The following is a 14,802-nucleotide window of genomic DNA, read 5'->3' as shown; positions in this document are numbered from 1 at the left end:
TCCAACCGTCAATTAAAATTATTCTATTATATCAATACCAATTGAGAGCTGTCAATAAAAAAATTGGAATTCCTGGTTATAGCTTGCCTTAATTTCTTTAAATTATGTATAGAAAACAGAAATAGAGCGGTTTTCGGCCTGTTAAATAACTATAAAAAAAAAGAAAACCCTTTCTTTATGAGTTTTCTTTGATTCGTTGATAGAAGTAATTAGCTAGTGAACCAAATTCATGAATGGTCAGGGATTCCCCCCCTCGTCTTGTCCCATCTATCCCTACATGCTCCAAACCATTTTCTATTTCCAATTTTGCAAAGACTTCATTAAAATGTCGAGATAGATTATTACGCAGCGTTTTTCGCCTTTGTTGAAAACTGGCTTTAACGAGATTAAAAAAGAACGTTTCGTCCATTACTTTTACTGGTGCAACTTCACGCATTTTTAAATGTAATACAGCAGAGTCTACACGTGGTTGAGGCATAAATACCGTTTTGGGAACAATCGTCTCTACACGTGCCTCTGTATAGTATTGAACCGCTATAGATAATGACCCATATTCTTTTGTGTTTTCTTTTGCTGCCATTCTTTCAGCTACTTCCTTTTGAATCATAACTGTAATACTGGCAATTGGAAGGTTTGCCATTAATAATTGCATTAAAATTGGTGTGGTAATGTAATACGGAAGATTTGCTACAACCTTCACAGGTTTACTATCCTGAAAATACTTATCACATATTTCTATAATATCCGCCTTTAATATATCCTGATTTATGATTGTTACATTATTGTATCCTTCTAATGTATCTTCAAGAATAGGCAGAAGACGCCCATCTATTTCAAACGCCACCACCTTATTAGCAGCAAGTGCTAATTGTTCGGTTAGTGCCCCGATTCCCGGTCCAATCTCAATAATATTCATATCTTTTGTTATTTCTGCTTTTGTAATAATATTTCGGAGTATATTTACATCAATTATAAAATTTTGCCCTAAGCTTTTTTTAAAGAAAAATTCATATTTATTTAAAATTTCCTTTGTTCGCTTTGGTGTTGCTATCGCCTTTTGATCGCTCATGCATGCTCCTCCTGATTAATGGATTCCATAACGTTCTCAAATTCCTCTTTTGTGATCTCAAACATTTGGAGTCTTTTTAATAATTGCTTACCATTTATATGCCCAATTCTTAATTTCATTCCTAATTTATTCCTTTTGTCCTTCGCACCCATACCACCTATCAGGCCGTGATTCATCAAGTCTGATTGGGTTATATCTGATTTCTGTGTTTCTGATAATTGATACACCTGGCTGAGCGCATTTCTTAATACCTGTAAAGAAGCATGTTCAATTCCGAGACTTCTATGTTGGGTTCCCTTCGCTTTAGCTTCTTCTTTAGATAAGAAAGCGTGTTTACACCCTGGTACATGTTGATCAATAATTTGTCTTATCCGTTGTCCTGGATAATCTGGGTCTGTAAAGACAATTACACCTCTTTTATCTTTAGCGTGTACTATTTGTTCTAATGTGTCTTTATTTATTGCTGATCCGTTGGTTTCGATGGTATCCACATCCATAGCCTGCTTTAACTTTGCGGTATCATCTTTTCCTTCTACGATAATAATTTCTTTTACCTTCAAAAAAGGTGCCCCCATTCTTACTTGTAATAGCTTTGTTTATTTTACCATCTAGCCCACCACTTTTCACTAAACAAACTAATGAATAAATAGACATACTGCCCCCCGGAAAGCGAAGTGGGCAAGTCGCAGCGGTTGTTACACCTAATATAAATTTCAAGATTACTACTCAATAAATTAAAGTTATGTCGCATCATCTTCCTTATGTTCATAAATGAATTTTTGCAACCTAAGAAACATTATTCACTTATCACACTATACTGTATGATTTTTAGCTTTATTCGCTTAAAAAAGCTTACCAAATTAGATTAGGTAAGCTTTCATAAATTATTCAATAATCTTGACTTGTACCGTTCTTACACCAAAACTAGATGCTTGCTGTGTCGTTGCCATATGGAGGTCAATTTTATTCCCCTTTATATTTCCACCTGTGTCACGTGCGATTGCATATCCATAACCTTCTACCATACTTTCGTTCCTAATGGGATTACGCTAGGATCTACAGCAATTACACCGTTAGGATTTGCCTTTAAGTTATAACCAGTTGCCGTAAGACCACGTCCGTCACACGAAGAACAATCCCAATTGTAAGCAGTTGCTTTCATGTATAATGTTTTCCCCTTTGGTTCGTTGCCTCCACCACTACGTGAAACTACTTCAGAACTGCCTGAAGATTTTGGTGAACTGCTTGCAGATTTTGGCGAACTGTTTGTAGAAGTGATGTTATTAGTTGAGATAGTTTGATTAACTTTAGTTCCAATTGCTACTATCTTTTCTTTACCTTCCTGCTTAACTTCTTCTTTTACCAGCTCTCTTGATACTTCCTCACCATTTTCTAATACTACTTCATAGTGCTTTTCAATTACACCTGGTTCACCTTGAGCTACAATTTCCTCTTTTCCTTTTTCCAAGGAACTATCCTGACGTTTGACAACCGGAAAGTCTTGTTCTTCTTCAACTACATCTGTTACCTTTTCTACTCTGGTTATTACAATATCAGTGTCACCATTTAATTCAGCCGTAGTTTTTGGTTTGATTTTATCTAATTCATGGAGTGTAATGTTATTTTCGTTTAATAATTCCTCTACTGAACTATTAGTAGTCCAAACCTGTTGTTTCTCCCCAGCATCATTAATCGTAACTTGAAAAGCTTTATCAATTGCGATTTCAAGTTGATTGTTCACATTGGTATCTAAAGCCAGTGATAATTGATCATTTTCTGTTAATTCAATGTTTTGTTCATATAAAAAGTCTTCAACCGTTTTACTTGTTGTATAATAGGTTGTTTCTTTACCGTCTATACTGAGAAAAACTTGATTAGCGACTGTATGTTGTATTTTCATATTCGTTGTAACCCGGTCATTCAGGTTATGCGAAAGTTCATCGTGTTCTCCCACATCAATTACAAGTTCATTCAATACATCCCCCAACAGTATTAGCATGAGTACGAATGGTTGTTACTTCATCACCTTGGGTTACTTTTACTTCCGCTTTTGACAATTCATAAAATGAGAAACTGATTAGTCCGATAATTAACAATAATGTAATGGCATAAATGAAATCTTTATTAGTCAAAACGCGATTAAATTTGAGACGTTTCATAAACTTTCCCTCCTTGTTGCTCGCTGTTGTATTATATAAAGAACACTTTGCTGTGTCAAACGCCCATTTTCAATAAAAAAAGCAGTAAAACCCTGTAAATCCAAGGGTTCTACTGCATTACACCTATAAATATTTCAAATAGTTTACAATACGGTAACATTCGATGTAACTATTGGTATTAAAGGAAACCTCTAACCGGAAATATCGAAAAAACGCTTAGCATTTTCAGTTGTTTTTTTACTAACCTCTTCATAGCTTTCCTCTCGAAGTTCTGCAATTTTTTCTGCCACTAATCTTACATATGCTGGTTCATTTCGTTTTCCTCTATTTGGGTGAGGTGCTAAGAACGGACAGTCTGTCTCAATGAGTAAACGATCTCCGGGTACATGTTTAGCTACTTCCTTTGGTAATGTTGCATTTTTAAAGGTGACAGGCCCGCCAAGTGAAATGTAAAAATTCATTGCTAAAAACGCATCGACATATTTGACGGAATCATTGTAACAATGCATCACCCCCCCTCCGATCTCTCCTGCGTTTTGCTCTTGTAATACCTGGATAATATCTTCTGTTGCCTCCCGATTATGAATAATGATTGGCAATTTTACTTTTTTCGCTAATTGAATTTGTTTACGAAATACATCCTTTTGTATTTCCCTTGGAGATTTATCCCAATGATAATCTAAACCCATTTCTCCTAACGCAACTACTTTCGGATGGGAGGAAAGCTCTTCCAGCCAGTCCAACTCTTTATCCGTCATATCAATAGCGTCTACAGGATGCCAGCCGACTGCTGCGTATATATAATCATATTTTTCTGCGATATCAATTGCCTTCGGTATCGTCTCATGATCAAAGCCGACAATGACCATATTTTCGACACCTGCTTCTTTCGCCCTTTGTAATACTTCTTCTCGATCCTCATCAAAATGAGAGACATTCAAATGAATATGTGTATCAAATAACATAATTAATCCTCCATTGCTTGCTGTTTTGTTTCCTAAAGGGAAACGCTTATCACATATTAGATGATAAGCGTTGTTTACTATTATTTCACTATAGATCCGTTTGGTAAATCTGCTTCTACTGTTGCGAGTGATAACGAACCGTCTTTGTCTTCTCCGGACAAAATCATACCTTCCGATAATTGCCCACGTAATTTTACTGGTTTTAAGTTTGTCACACAAATCACTTTTTTCCCAACCAGCTCTTCAGGTGTATAGTATTCAGCGATACCTGATACCACCTGTCTTTTATCTATTCCCAGATCAAGCTGAATTCGCAATAATTTATCTGCTTTTTTCACCTTTTCTGCGTGGGTTATTTCTGCTACTCGCAAATCAAGCTTCATAAATTCGTCATAGGTAATCTCGTTAGCAGACACCTGTTCTTCTTCCTTCTTCTCAGGCTGCGGTTTAGTCATCATTTCCTTAATAATCTGCACTTCTTTTTCGACATCTAAACGTGGAAAGATTGGATCTTTTTTCACTACTTTATTATCGTTATCTTTCGAACCAAATTGTAATAAGCTTTCCCATGTCTGTTCGGCTTCATTTGTAACTCCTATTTGTTCAAAAATACGGTTTGGTGTTTGCGCAAGAAATGGACGTAAGAGTATGGCTATCCGACGTAAACTGTCGACTAAGTGTGCCATTACATTCCCTAAACGCTCTTTCTTATGATCATCTTTTGCTAATACCCATGGTTCTGTTTCATCAATATATTTATTGATTCTACTTACGTATTTCCAAATATGTGTCAATGCCACGGAGAATCCCATTTCATCTAGCGCCTCTTCGACATTATTCACTGTTTTCTTAGCTAGAATTTCTAACTGCTGATCAAATGGATCCTCAGATATACGAAACGCTGGCACGTCACCATCAAAATACTTATTAATCATGGCCACGGTTCGGTTCAACAGGTTACCTAAATCGTTTGCCAAATCATAATTGGTGCGATCTACAAATCCCTCGGGTGTAAACACACCATCTGATCCAAACGGAACCTCTCTCAATAAATAATAACGTAAAGCATCTAATCCGTAACGTTCTGTTAAATCTGTTGGGTTGACGACATTGCCTTTTGATTTAGACATTTTACCATCTTTCATTAGAATCCAACCATGAGCAAATACCTTCTTAGGTAATGGTAAATCCAACGCCATAAGCATAATCGGCCAATAAATGGTATGGAAACGAACAATCTCCTTGCTCATCAAGTGTACATCTGCTGGCCAATATTTTTGAAATAAAGAATCATCATCTGTTCCATATCCTAACGCCGTGATATAATTGGATAACGCATCGATCCATACATAAATAACATGTTTTGGATCGCCTGGTACCTGAATCCCCCAATCAAAGGTTGTTCGGGATACCGCTAAATCCTCCAATCCGGGCTTAATGAAGTTATTAATCATTTCATTTTTTCGGCTTTCTGGTTGAATAAAAGATGGATTTTCTTCATAAAAGGCTAACAACCGGTCAACATATTTACTCATTTTAAAGAAATAGGATTCTTCTTTCACACGTTCTACGGGACCACCACAATCAGGACACCGTCCGTTTTCCAATTGCCGTTCAGTAAAAAATGATTCACAGGAAGTACAATAATTCCCTTCATATTCATCTAAATAGATATCTCCCTGTTCTACTAATTTCGCAAAAATCTTCTCGACAACTTTTTTGTGTCGCTCTTCTGTAGTCCGGATAAAATCGCTATAGGAAATGTCTAATTTTTCCCACAAATCTTTAATACCACTCACAATTTCATCGACATATGCCTGAGGAGTTACTCCTGCCTCATCCGCTTTCTTCTGTATCTTCTGCCCATGTTCGTCCGTTCCTGTCAAATAACGAACGTCATATCCGCGAAGGCGTTTATATCGTGCCATCGCATCTCCGGCAACCGTACTATAAGCATGGCCAATATGTAAATTTCCACTCGGATAGTAGATGGGTGTCGTTATATAAAAAGTTTTCTTTTGTTCTGTCATATTATGCCTCCTCAACCTTTTGGCTTGTAATCAATATTTACAATCTGTTTTTATTGTAGCGATTTTTCATGGATTTTTCCATCATTAATACATTTTCACCTAAATTTTATCAACATATAACTTAGAGTTAAAACAAATATTTTTATCAAAAAGTTCTGTTTTTTTCAATATATTTAAAAAACCTAGAAAAAATAGTAATTTTCTGTTTGACATTAATGGCAACTAATGGTATTATTACGCTATAGATGTCGAATCTTGCCGAATTTATTTATCAAAGGGGGGAGAATAAATAATGAAATCAACAGGTATTGTACGAAAGGTAGACGAGTTAGGTCGGGTAGTAATACCAATCGAACTTCGTCGCACATTAGGAATTAACGAGAAAGATGCGCTAGAAATTTATGTCGATGATGAACGCATCATCTTACAGAAATACAAACCAAATATGACATGTCAGGTTACCGGTGAAGTTTCTGACGATAACTTTACGTTAGCAGATGGAAAACTAATACTTAGCCCTGAAGGTGCACAAATACTAGTTGATGAAATTCAACAAAAATTAAATAAATAATGAAAAACGCGGTCATATTTTGACCGTGTTTTTCTATTTTAGGTGATATGTGCTATATACTTCCCGTTTTGGAACGTCTCTTTCCTTTGCTACCTTTTTAATAGCATCTTTACTGGAACAGTCTTCTCTTTCCATTAATTGTTCTACATGTTCTTTTAGTGTAAGATGCTGCCACCAACTACTTTCATTCTCTTGCTTTATTGCTTCCATCACGATGCAGCATTCACCTTTTAGTGGATTTTCTGCTAACCATCCTGCAACTTCTTCGAGAGTACCCCTTATATACTCTTCATAGCGCTTGGTAATTTCTCTCGCAATAGAAACATTCCTATCCCCAAAATTTGCTGCTAAATCCTGGATCGTTTCCTGAATACGGTGAGGGGGGGACTCGTAGAAGATGATGGTTGTTTCCATTGTACGCAGTCTAGCGAATATTTCCTCCCTATCTTTTTTCTTGCGTGGCAAAAAGCCAGAAAAATAAAAATGATCGGTTGGTAATCCAGAACCAACAAGTGCTGTTAATGCTGCGTTTGCACCAGGCAAAACAACTACTGTTAAATCCTCAGAAATAATTTCATGTATCAGTTCAAATCCAGGATCTGAAATACCTGGCATCCCTGCATCACTTACTAACGCCAGAAGCTGTCCTTGCTTCAGCATATCCATAACCTGCTCTTGTCTTTCCATTCTATTATGCTCATGATAACTAATCATTTTTTTCTTTAATTCAAAATGGTGAAGTAATTTACCTGTATTTCTTGTATCCTCAGCTAATACCACATCCGCTTCTTCCAAGATCTTTAAGGCACGAATAGTAATGTCATCAAGATTCCCAATTGGTGTTGGCACGACATAAAGGATTCCCTTAGACTGTTCATTCTGATAACTCTTTTGTATTCTCATCTGCGCCATACCCTTCCAGTTGCTTTTCCTTTATCAAAAGCATTTTATTTCTTTTTGAAAGTTTTTTAATACTTGCCTCCAATTGTAATGCTTCTGACTTAGAAGCACAGCATTTCTGAAATTTTAGTTGGAACGGTGCTCTGCCTCTCGTGTATTTAGCCCCCCCTTTTCCATTTTCGTGCATTTCGATTCTCCGTTTAATATCTGTTGTGTATCCGGTATATAATGTTTCGTCTTTACATTTCAGAATATAGACGTAGTGATTATTTTCTCCCATATAATATACCCTCTAATTCCTCTGAATAGTTCCCATTCTGGTTAAATGCATATAAAGGTGGTAATAATTTTAAATCAGGCCTTCCATCACGGATACCTTCTATTAATAAAATATTTGCCTCTTTGCCTTTCTTTGGATAGATAAATCGGATTCTTTTAGGTTCAATTTTATATTGACGGAATAGCGTAACAATATCCACAAAGCGATTTGGACGATGAACCATCGCTACTTTCCCGCCAGATTTCACTAACTTGCTGCACGATTGAATTACATCCTCCAGTGTACAGTATATTTCATGCCTTGCTATCGTTAAATAGTCGTTACTATTTTGATGGTCTTTATTCGTGGTTTGAAAATAAGGTGGATTCACAGTAACTAAATCAAATTTATTATTCTTAAAATAGGAGGGCATTTCCTTTAAATCTCCATGGATCATATCAATTTGAGGTGTTAGCTCGTTAAGCTCTATGCTTCGGCACGCCATATCATATAACCGCTCCTGAATCTCTACGCCTGTGATGGGCACCGTTGATTCTTGTGACAGCAATAAGGGAATCACGCCATTACCTGTACACAAGTCTAAGATTTTTCCCCTTGTCTTAGGCACGGAAGCAAAGTTTGCGAGTAATACTGCATCAATTGAAAAAGAAAACACCGTTGGACTTTGGATAATTTTCATCGTTTGGTCTGCTAATAAATCATCAATTCGTTCATCGTCTTTCAATTGCATAATCCTTCTCCTCATTACAATTTTCACTAGATATAAATCTCCTAAACAAAATCTGACTAAATAAAAGACCCAAACTGCGAACAAGTGAAAACTTTCAATTTAAAGTAATTTGATGGGATTAAAATCAGCGCTACGTAAAAATACTCCCTTTCCAGGGGGGGGTGCGACTTCAGCTAACTTTGAAAAGAAGAGCCCTTTCCAAAGTGGATCTTCAGTTCGCACTGATCCCCCTAGGAGTGTCGCATTTTTCCTCCGCTTTGAATAGAGTCCTGTTTATGCGAGAAGTAATATGCCTTCGTTTCAAAATACTATTTCTCACAAGCTTTGTAGCACTATACTTAAGCGTAGTCCATTTACGTAGACTCCTGCGGGAATAGCGTGAGCCGAAGACCCCGCAACGAACAAAGTGAGTAAGGAGGCTAAGGCCATGCCCGCGGAAAGCGAAGTATATGGACGGAGCTTTTGTATACACTTATCTTACTTTCAAAACAAACCAGTACTTCGCAGTTTAGTTATACTGTGTATGAGTTATCTAGGTTGATTTCTAGTGAAAAGGCTGACACTTGTTTTGCGTCAGCCTTAAAGTTGTTATTATTTTGTTTTGTTAAGAAAGAGCAGGCAAAATAAACAATCGCCCTCTTGTCTTGGACTTCCAAAGTGGACATTACAAATATGAAATCCCTCTTCATAAAGTCTTGCTAAATTATCATAGCCTTCTCCGATAACAAGATCATCTTCATTCTGCTCATGACCAACCTGACCTTCTGTTTCATTATCCAATCGCTGTCTGAGGTGATGGTTTTCCATTTCTATGCGATGATTTTCCTCTAACATTTCACCTAACTGTTGTTTTAAATCACCTAGTTGCTGATACAATTGGCCAATTTGTTCTTCCATATCAGAAACCTGTTCAAATAATTCTTTTCTGTTCACGTCACTTCCACCCCATTATTCTGTGGCCTGGGCTTTAATAACTCCCTCATCAATTAATTCATCTAACGTATATTCAATCATTCGTTCCTTTTCAGGAATTTCAATTTGAACTAACCGTTCTAGAATATTAAGACCAACGACCTTTCCACGACCATGATTTGTTGTGATATGTTCACCAAGGTCTGGCAATTCCTTCTTAGCTGTTTCGTAATCATCGTTCTCATACTTTAAGCAGCACATTAGACGGCCACACAAACCAGATATTTTAGAAGGATTTAAAGATAAATTTTGATCCTTAGCCATCTTAATGGATACTGGTTCAAAATCACCCAAAAAGGTGGAGCAACAAAGCATACGACCACAAGGACCGATACCACCTAATAGCTTTGCTTCATCTCTTACACCAATCTGACGCAACTCTATTCGAGTTTTGAATACTGACGCAAGATCCTTAACTAAATTACGAAAATCCACTCTGCCATCTGCTGTAAAATAGAAAATGACTTTATTTCGATCAAAGGTATACTCCACGTCGACTAAATTCATTTCCAATTCATGCTCTTTAATTTTCGTCTGACAGGTCTGGTAAGCTTCTTCCGAAATTTCCTTGTTTTCTACGACAATAAGCTTATCCTTATCACTGGCAATGCGAAGCACTTGTTTTAACGGAAGAACAACATCTTCTTCATCCACTTGTTTATTTGCTACAACAACCTTGCCAAACTCTATACCTCTTACTGTTTCCACAATGACATAATTATCTTTATCGATTTTTAAGTCAATGGGATCAAAATAATATATTTTACCCGCCTTCTTAAAGCGGACACCAATTACTTCTATCACTAAAATTCACCTCTGTATTTGAAGTGTTAGTTGCTCCAATACTAATTGTGGGTGCACATTCTGTTCTATTTTTCGCTTAGCCTCCATAATAAATTGCAAGCTTTCTGTCGTATGGCTTAATGACCAAAACATGCTTGCTGCTTCTAATTTATCCTGGTGATTGGCAAAAACGATTGCAGTGGTTTCTTCAAGATGATAATGAACAATATCTCTAAACCAAATTAATAATAAATCCAGTCCCTCCTGCAATTGCGAACGTTCTTTAAAATGAGGCATCCACTGTGTATGCACGAATATTGGCACTTCACCTCGATTATGTTGAAGCATTTCAATTAATTGTACCACTAATTTTCGTGACTGTGCAAACCAAGTATCCTTGCTCTTATCAATGGCCTCCGATAAATTATTGGTAATAGCGGTCATTATTCGAGCGTTTGCCTCTGACAATCCTTCTAATTGAAGACTTTCTTCTAATTGCTTTGGATTTAATGGCTTAAAAGCGATCATTTGACATCTTGATCGAATGGTAGGTAAGATAGCCTGGCTATTTTCTGTTAATAAAATTGCAGTGGTTTGCTGACTAGGCTCTTCTAAAAATTTTAACAGTCGATTAGAAGCATTATCCGTCATTTTTTCTGCATGGTAAATAATATATACTTTTTTGTTAGATTCTAACCCTGTATAAGTAAATTCCTTCTGCAAATCTAATATCTGCTCTTTTTTATACTTGCACCATCCGGTATAATCTGATGTAAATCAGGATGATTCCCACTTTTTATACGACGGCAATCACTGCATTGATGACAGGGATTAATCGTTATACGCTGCTTGCAGAATATACTCATCGCAAATAATTGGACTAATTGACTTTTGCCAGTACCTTTATCGCCATGAAACAGATAGGCATGAGATATCCTGGATTTTTCTATGCTATTCATTATCATTTTACTTACAATAGGCTGTTTTTTCATCATATCTTCCCATAGTACACTCAATTTGATTGCCTACTTTCATCCTAAAAATATAGAGGATGGATTAGTCACCATTTCTAATCTATCCCCTTTTATCCAGGTTACGTATACAGATTTATAAGAAGCCCCTTTATTTCCCCAATAAGGTCTAATATTTGAATTGAATTCTTTTCCTGATCCATTATTGAATCCGTCAATTCCATTAATTTCTCATCGACTTCTTCTACAATAGTCAGCTTACGATTATCACCATCTAACACAAAACTGTGTGATTGTTTGAGAGACATGCCATAATCAACTGCTTCCTTCACAAAGCGTTTAACCATTCTTTTATAGGTCGCAAGATCTTTAAAGGAACGAAATCGTGCAATTCTCTGACCTTGCGACGTTAAATCACCCATTAATTTTTGTAACTCTGCTTGTTGCATCTGTGTAGACTGCTGTTTAACCAGTGAGTCAAATCGTTGTGTAGATGGACGTGCCTGTTGATCAATTTTATTCAATGCATCTAATTGTGTACGCATTTCCTGATTTATTTTCATGGCTACCTATACCTGCCTTTAAAATTGGTGAAACGAGTCGACTGGCAATACAAATACAGTTGCGCCACCCACTTCTATATTAATTGGCCTCGGAATGTAAGAATCTGCATTTCCACCCATAGGAGAGACAGGTGAAACCATTTGTTCCCGTTGACTACAGTTATCCCGGATTACTTCTAATGCTTCATCTAAATGCTGATCCTCACAACCAATCATCAACGTAGTATTACCTTCTTTTAAAAAGCCGCCTGTAGAGGATAATTTAGTTGTTTTGAATTGTTGGTCCCGTAAAGCGTCAAGCAGTCGATTACAATCCTTATCCTGTATAACCGCCATAATCAATTTCACATTTGCCGCCTCCTTTTGTTATCAATCATAATAACTTTGCTTTAATCTTGTTATATGCATTTGCTTCTACTTCTATTATATCAAAATTTGCATCAATTCTCTCGATCCGTTCAGGAAATTTTAAAAGTAATTGCTGATAAGCCTGATACACTTGATTATGGAACTGTAACGATTCCAAATCAAGTCTGTTCTGTTCTCTTTCTTTATTGTTATGTATTCTTGCTAAACCTTCTTTGGGGTGAATGTCAAAAAACAAAGTTAGATCTGGCATTTGATCTGCAATAGCAAATTGATTAATTTGGAATACTGCTTCTACTCCTAAGCCTCTTGCAACACCTTGATAGGCAAGACTGCTATCTATAAATCGATCACAAAGGACAATTTCACCCTTTGCTAAAGCAGGCTTGACTTTCTCAACTAAGTGCTGTCTTCTTGCTGCTGCATATAAAAGCGCCTCTGTTCTAGCATCCATTATTGAATTCTTCTTATCTAAAATGATATCTCGTATTTTTTCAGCTATTGGAATACCACCCGGTTCTCTAGTAGTCATCACATGATATCCCTCTTCTGTTAAACGTTGTGCTAGTCGATGTAAAATCGTTGTTTTCCCAGCACCTTCGCCACCTTCAAAAGTTATAAACACATTCATTCTCCTTTAATTTTATTCCCATCTTCCATATATACATTTAAACCGGTTGTACGATTAATCGGTTGAAAATTAATGTTATGTTGCATTAATTGTTGTATTTCTTCAATTGCAGATGTTCTGATCTTTTCCCCCCCTCTGGTTATAATAGGAATACCCGGTGGATACGGGATGATATTTTCCGCAGCAATTCTTCCTGAAGCATCTGTCCAATTACACCATTCCATCGCTAACTTATTCATACTTGCATAGGATAGCGCCAAAGGAATGATCTTATCATTATAAAACATAGAATTATTTTCTATTGTAGCATGGTTCGACGAAAAGTTTAATTTTCTTTGAATTCTTCTTAGTTTTTTCTGAAGGATAGCTGAATCAATCACAGCTTCTAAACCAAACACAAATAATATATGTCTTTCCGTAACTAATTCGGGATATAATTGTTCTCTCTCTAACATTTTTTTTATCTGCTGGATATCTATTCCTTCCTTTACTTTAATGCAAATCTTTAAAGGATCATCCATCGGTTTCTTATCTTCTACCGACCAATAGTCACTCTCCATAAAAATACGGGTGACCTCTTCTATATATGCAAGTAACGTATTAAACTTTTCTCTCGAATATGTTGCTAAATAATACCGGGCCAGATCTAAACTTGCCAGAATCGGATAGGAAGGGCTACTTGATTGTAACATTTGCAGATAGTACTTTATTCTATTAGAATCAATGGTTTTTGATTGAATATGTAAATAAGCTGCCATGGTTAATGCCGGTGTCATTTTATGAGCTGACTGAACGACAATATCTGCTCCTAAAGATACTGCTGATGGAGCATTAATAAATGGTAATGAAAAATGACAACCATGTGCCTCATCTACCATAACGAGCATGTTATTAGAATGGGCTATCTCAATTAACTCCTCTAATTCAAACGTGTCACCAAAGTAATCGGGATACGTAACAATAATTGCTTTTGCATCTGGATAGTTCTTAACTGCTATTATCAATGTTTCCATTGATGCATTTGTATAACGTTGTTTACTAAAATTATAAGCTGGTGGTAAGAAAACAGGTTTCACTCCAGCTAATTCCATACCGTGCATAATTGATTTATGTGAATTTCTTTGAACAAGCACCTGGTCATCCGGGCGACAAGCAGCTAATATCATAGCTAAGTTACCTGTGGTGCTGCCATTCACTAAGAAAAATGTATCTAAAGAACCAAACCATTCTGATGCCAGCTTCTGTGCTTTCTTAATAATCCCTTGAGGAGCATGCAGGTCATCCAAACCTTCTATTTCTGTTACATCTATTTTTGATATTTCCTGAAAGTAATTAGGGACAGGTTCCAAAGATATCTTGCCATTTTTATGGCCTGGAACATGAAAGGAAGTGTTTTGGTTTTGAGCAAAACTGCTAACCTTTTGATAGATTGGTATTTGCTTTTGCCGTTCTTGCATGACTTAGCCTCACTTCATAGTAAAAAATAAATGGAATCACTAATTGTGATTCCATTATATAGTATATATTGATTGATTGATAGCTCTCAATTTTTCTACATAGTATTGATAGTTTTCATCTTGAGATTTTATTGATAAAATTTCTTTTTCACACTCTGAACAAATATAAAGTTGGTATAGAAAAATTCCCTCTTTTTTCGTTTGATCACATATCCCACATACATGTTTATTATTCTCCATTTACTACACCTCCATCAATTAGTATGGCCAATCTAGTAATAAATATACCTAGAATAATAGATTTATTTATTCGACAGTTTTAGTGTTTTTTCACGTGAAACATTTTTACTTATTC

General features: G+C 36.3%; 20 protein-coding genes and 1 pseudogene. 1 reads left to right on the top strand and 20 read right to left on the bottom strand.

Translation table 11 applies throughout. From position 1 onward, the window contains the following. Positions 1-175: 175 nt before the first annotated feature. The 8 genes from rsmA to metG form a co-directional block, all read right to left on the bottom strand. Positions 176-1,069 carry a 16S rRNA (adenine(1518)-N(6)/adenine(1519)-N(6))-dimethyltransferase RsmA gene (gene rsmA, locus JCM21714_RS12220; protein WP_035724733.1) on the bottom strand — a complete coding sequence of 298 codons (894 nt, stop codon included), beginning with the start codon at positions 1,067-1,069 and terminating at the stop codon, positions 176-178. Then, complete coding sequence (gene rnmV / locus JCM21714_RS12215) at positions 1,066-1,629, bottom strand: ribonuclease M5 (protein ID WP_035724731.1); 564 nt, start codon at positions 1,627-1,629, stop codon at positions 1,066-1,068. The genes rsmA and rnmV overlap by 4 nt, the downstream gene beginning before the upstream one ends. Further along, positions 1,589-1,786: a hypothetical protein gene (locus tag JCM21714_RS19855; protein WP_148295026.1), complete on the bottom strand. Its 198-nt coding sequence runs from the start codon at positions 1,784-1,786 to the stop codon at positions 1,589-1,591. Before JCM21714_RS19855 ends, rnmV begins: the two co-directional genes overlap by 41 nt. 167 nt (positions 1,787-1,953) lie before the next feature. Continuing rightward, on the bottom strand, positions 1,954-2,094 hold the full coding sequence (locus JCM21714_RS21660; RefSeq protein WP_235182820.1) for a 3D domain-containing protein: 141 nt from the start codon (positions 2,092-2,094) through the stop codon (positions 1,954-1,956). After that, a complete protein-coding gene (locus tag JCM21714_RS12210; RefSeq protein WP_235182819.1) occupies positions 2,088-3,044 on the bottom strand; it encodes a resuscitation-promoting factor in 957 nt (318 codons plus the stop codon). Before JCM21714_RS12210 ends, JCM21714_RS21660 begins: the two co-directional genes overlap by 7 nt. After that, the gene (locus JCM21714_RS21655; protein WP_235182818.1) at positions 3,037-3,228 is read right to left on the bottom strand and encodes a hypothetical protein; all 192 of its coding nucleotides are present in this window, start codon (positions 3,226-3,228) and stop codon (positions 3,037-3,039) included. The genes JCM21714_RS12210 and JCM21714_RS21655 overlap by 8 nt, the downstream gene beginning before the upstream one ends. Before the next feature lie 191 nt (positions 3,229-3,419). Continuing rightward, on the bottom strand, positions 3,420-4,193 hold the full coding sequence (locus JCM21714_RS12205; protein ID WP_035724730.1) for a TatD family hydrolase: 774 nt from the start codon (positions 4,191-4,193) through the stop codon (positions 3,420-3,422). A gap of 80 nt (positions 4,194-4,273) precedes the next feature. Further along, a complete protein-coding gene (gene metG, locus JCM21714_RS12200; protein ID WP_035724727.1) occupies positions 4,274-6,223 on the bottom strand; it encodes a methionine--tRNA ligase in 1,950 nt (649 codons plus the stop codon). Between the two features lie 292 nt (positions 6,224-6,515). Between metG and abrB the strand changes: the two genes are divergently transcribed. Beyond that, entirely contained in the window at positions 6,516-6,794 is a 279-nt protein-coding gene (gene abrB / locus JCM21714_RS12195; RefSeq protein WP_035724724.1) for a transition state genes transcriptional regulator AbrB, read from the top strand. Positions 6,795-6,827: 33 nt separating this feature from the next. Here the strand turns inward: abrB and rsmI are convergent, their stop codons facing one another. The 12 genes and pseudogenes from rsmI to JCM21714_RS12140 form a co-directional block, all read right to left on the bottom strand. Beyond that, positions 6,828-7,697 (bottom strand): 16S rRNA (cytidine(1402)-2'-O)-methyltransferase, encoded by an 870-nt coding sequence (rsmI, locus tag JCM21714_RS12190; protein WP_035724722.1) that lies wholly within the window; start codon positions 7,695-7,697, stop codon positions 6,828-6,830. Continuing rightward, positions 7,669-7,974, bottom strand: a complete 306-nt coding sequence (locus tag JCM21714_RS12185; RefSeq protein WP_035724719.1) for a GIY-YIG nuclease family protein — start codon at positions 7,972-7,974, stop codon at positions 7,669-7,671. Before JCM21714_RS12185 ends, rsmI begins: the two co-directional genes overlap by 29 nt. Beyond that, positions 7,961-8,704, bottom strand: coding sequence for a tRNA1(Val) (adenine(37)-N6)-methyltransferase (locus JCM21714_RS12180; RefSeq protein ID WP_439644464.1), 744 nt, complete (start codon positions 8,702-8,704; stop codon positions 7,961-7,963). The genes JCM21714_RS12185 and JCM21714_RS12180 overlap by 14 nt, the downstream gene beginning before the upstream one ends. A gap of 591 nt (positions 8,705-9,295) precedes the next feature. Continuing rightward, on the bottom strand, positions 9,296-9,637 hold the full coding sequence (gene yabA / locus JCM21714_RS12175) for a DNA replication initiation control protein YabA (RefSeq protein ID WP_035724717.1): 342 nt from the start codon (positions 9,635-9,637) through the stop codon (positions 9,296-9,298). Between the two features lie 15 nt (positions 9,638-9,652). Beyond that, complete coding sequence (locus JCM21714_RS12170) at positions 9,653-10,480, bottom strand: PSP1 domain-containing protein (RefSeq protein WP_035724716.1); 828 nt, start codon at positions 10,478-10,480, stop codon at positions 9,653-9,655. A 6-nt stretch (positions 10,481-10,486) separates the two neighbouring features. Next, positions 10,487-10,756 (bottom strand): DNA polymerase III subunit delta' C-terminal domain-containing protein, encoded by a 270-nt coding sequence (locus JCM21714_RS24235; protein WP_369403582.1) that lies wholly within the window; start codon positions 10,754-10,756, stop codon positions 10,487-10,489. Between the two features lie 270 nt (positions 10,757-11,026). Next, positions 11,027-11,418: pseudogene (locus tag JCM21714_RS24230) on the bottom strand (DNA polymerase III delta subunit-related protein); the annotation flags it as partial. A 134-nt stretch (positions 11,419-11,552) separates the two neighbouring features. Then, on the bottom strand, positions 11,553-11,993 hold the full coding sequence (locus tag JCM21714_RS12160) for a YaaR family protein (RefSeq protein ID WP_035724714.1): 441 nt from the start codon (positions 11,991-11,993) through the stop codon (positions 11,553-11,555). An 18-nt stretch (positions 11,994-12,011) separates the two neighbouring features. Next, positions 12,012-12,341 carry a cyclic di-AMP receptor DarA gene (gene darA, locus JCM21714_RS12155; RefSeq protein WP_035724712.1) on the bottom strand — a complete coding sequence of 110 codons (330 nt, stop codon included), beginning with the start codon at positions 12,339-12,341 and terminating at the stop codon, positions 12,012-12,014. Positions 12,342-12,366: 25 nt separating this feature from the next. Beyond that, the gene (tmk, locus tag JCM21714_RS12150) at positions 12,367-12,990 is read right to left on the bottom strand and encodes a dTMP kinase (protein ID WP_035724710.1); all 624 of its coding nucleotides are present in this window, start codon (positions 12,988-12,990) and stop codon (positions 12,367-12,369) included. Then, a complete protein-coding gene (locus JCM21714_RS12145) occupies positions 12,987-14,447 on the bottom strand; it encodes an aminotransferase class I/II-fold pyridoxal phosphate-dependent enzyme (protein WP_035724709.1) in 1,461 nt (486 codons plus the stop codon). Before JCM21714_RS12145 ends, tmk begins: the two co-directional genes overlap by 4 nt. A gap of 54 nt (positions 14,448-14,501) precedes the next feature. Continuing rightward, on the bottom strand, positions 14,502-14,687 hold the full coding sequence (locus JCM21714_RS12140; protein WP_035724707.1) for a sigma factor G inhibitor Gin: 186 nt from the start codon (positions 14,685-14,687) through the stop codon (positions 14,502-14,504). Positions 14,688-14,802: the final 115 nt, after the last annotated feature.

Source organism: Gracilibacillus boraciitolerans JCM 21714 (assembly GCF_000521485.1).
Lineage (GTDB): Bacteria > Bacillota > Bacilli > Bacillales > Amphibacillaceae > Gracilibacillus > Gracilibacillus boraciitolerans.
The sequence above is the reverse complement of the archived record's forward strand: the minus strand, read 5'-3'. Positions and strand labels throughout refer to the sequence as shown.

Excerpts from the sequence above, each read along its gene's own strand:
- JCM21714_RS12160 (WP_035724714.1), bottom strand. The coding sequence starts at position 11,993 with ATGAAAATAAATCAGGAAATGCGTACACAATTAGATGCATTGAATAAA.
- metG (WP_035724727.1), bottom strand. The coding sequence starts at position 6,223 with ATGACAGAACAAAAGAAAACTTTTTATATAACGACACCCATCTACTAT.
- rsmI (WP_035724722.1), bottom strand. The coding sequence starts at position 7,697 with ATGAGAATACAAAAGAGTTATCAGAATGAACAGTCTAAGGGAATCCTT.
- rsmA (WP_035724733.1), bottom strand. The coding sequence starts at position 1,069 with ATGAGCGATCAAAAGGCGATAGCAACACCAAAGCGAACAAAGGAAATT.
- JCM21714_RS21655 (WP_235182818.1), bottom strand. The coding sequence starts at position 3,228 with ATGAAACGTCTCAAATTTAATCGCGTTTTGACTAATAAAGATTTCATT.
- JCM21714_RS12205 (WP_035724730.1), bottom strand. The coding sequence starts at position 4,193 with ATGTTATTTGATACACATATTCATTTGAATGTCTCTCATTTTGATGAG.
- JCM21714_RS12140 (WP_035724707.1), bottom strand. The coding sequence starts at position 14,687 with ATGGAGAATAATAAACATGTATGTGGGATATGTGATCAAACGAAAAAA.
- JCM21714_RS12145 (WP_035724709.1), bottom strand. The coding sequence starts at position 14,447 with ATGCAAGAACGGCAAAAGCAAATACCAATCTATCAAAAGGTTAGCAGT.
- tmk (WP_035724710.1), bottom strand. The coding sequence starts at position 12,990 with ATGAATGTGTTTATAACTTTTGAAGGTGGCGAAGGTGCTGGGAAAACA.
- JCM21714_RS12185 (WP_035724719.1), bottom strand. The coding sequence starts at position 7,974 with ATGGGAGAAAATAATCACTACGTCTATATTCTGAAATGTAAAGACGAA.
- JCM21714_RS12180 (WP_439644464.1), bottom strand. The coding sequence starts at position 8,704 with ATGCAATTGAAAGACGATGAACGAATTGATGATTTATTAGCAGACCAA.
- JCM21714_RS24235 (WP_369403582.1), bottom strand. The coding sequence starts at position 10,756 with ATGCCTCATTTTAAAGAACGTTCGCAATTGCAGGAGGGACTGGATTTA.
- JCM21714_RS21660 (WP_235182820.1), bottom strand. The coding sequence starts at position 2,094 with ATGGTAGAAGGTTATGGATATGCAATCGCACGTGACACAGGTGGAAAT.
- abrB (WP_035724724.1), top strand. The coding sequence starts at position 6,516 with ATGAAATCAACAGGTATTGTACGAAAGGTAGACGAGTTAGGTCGGGTA.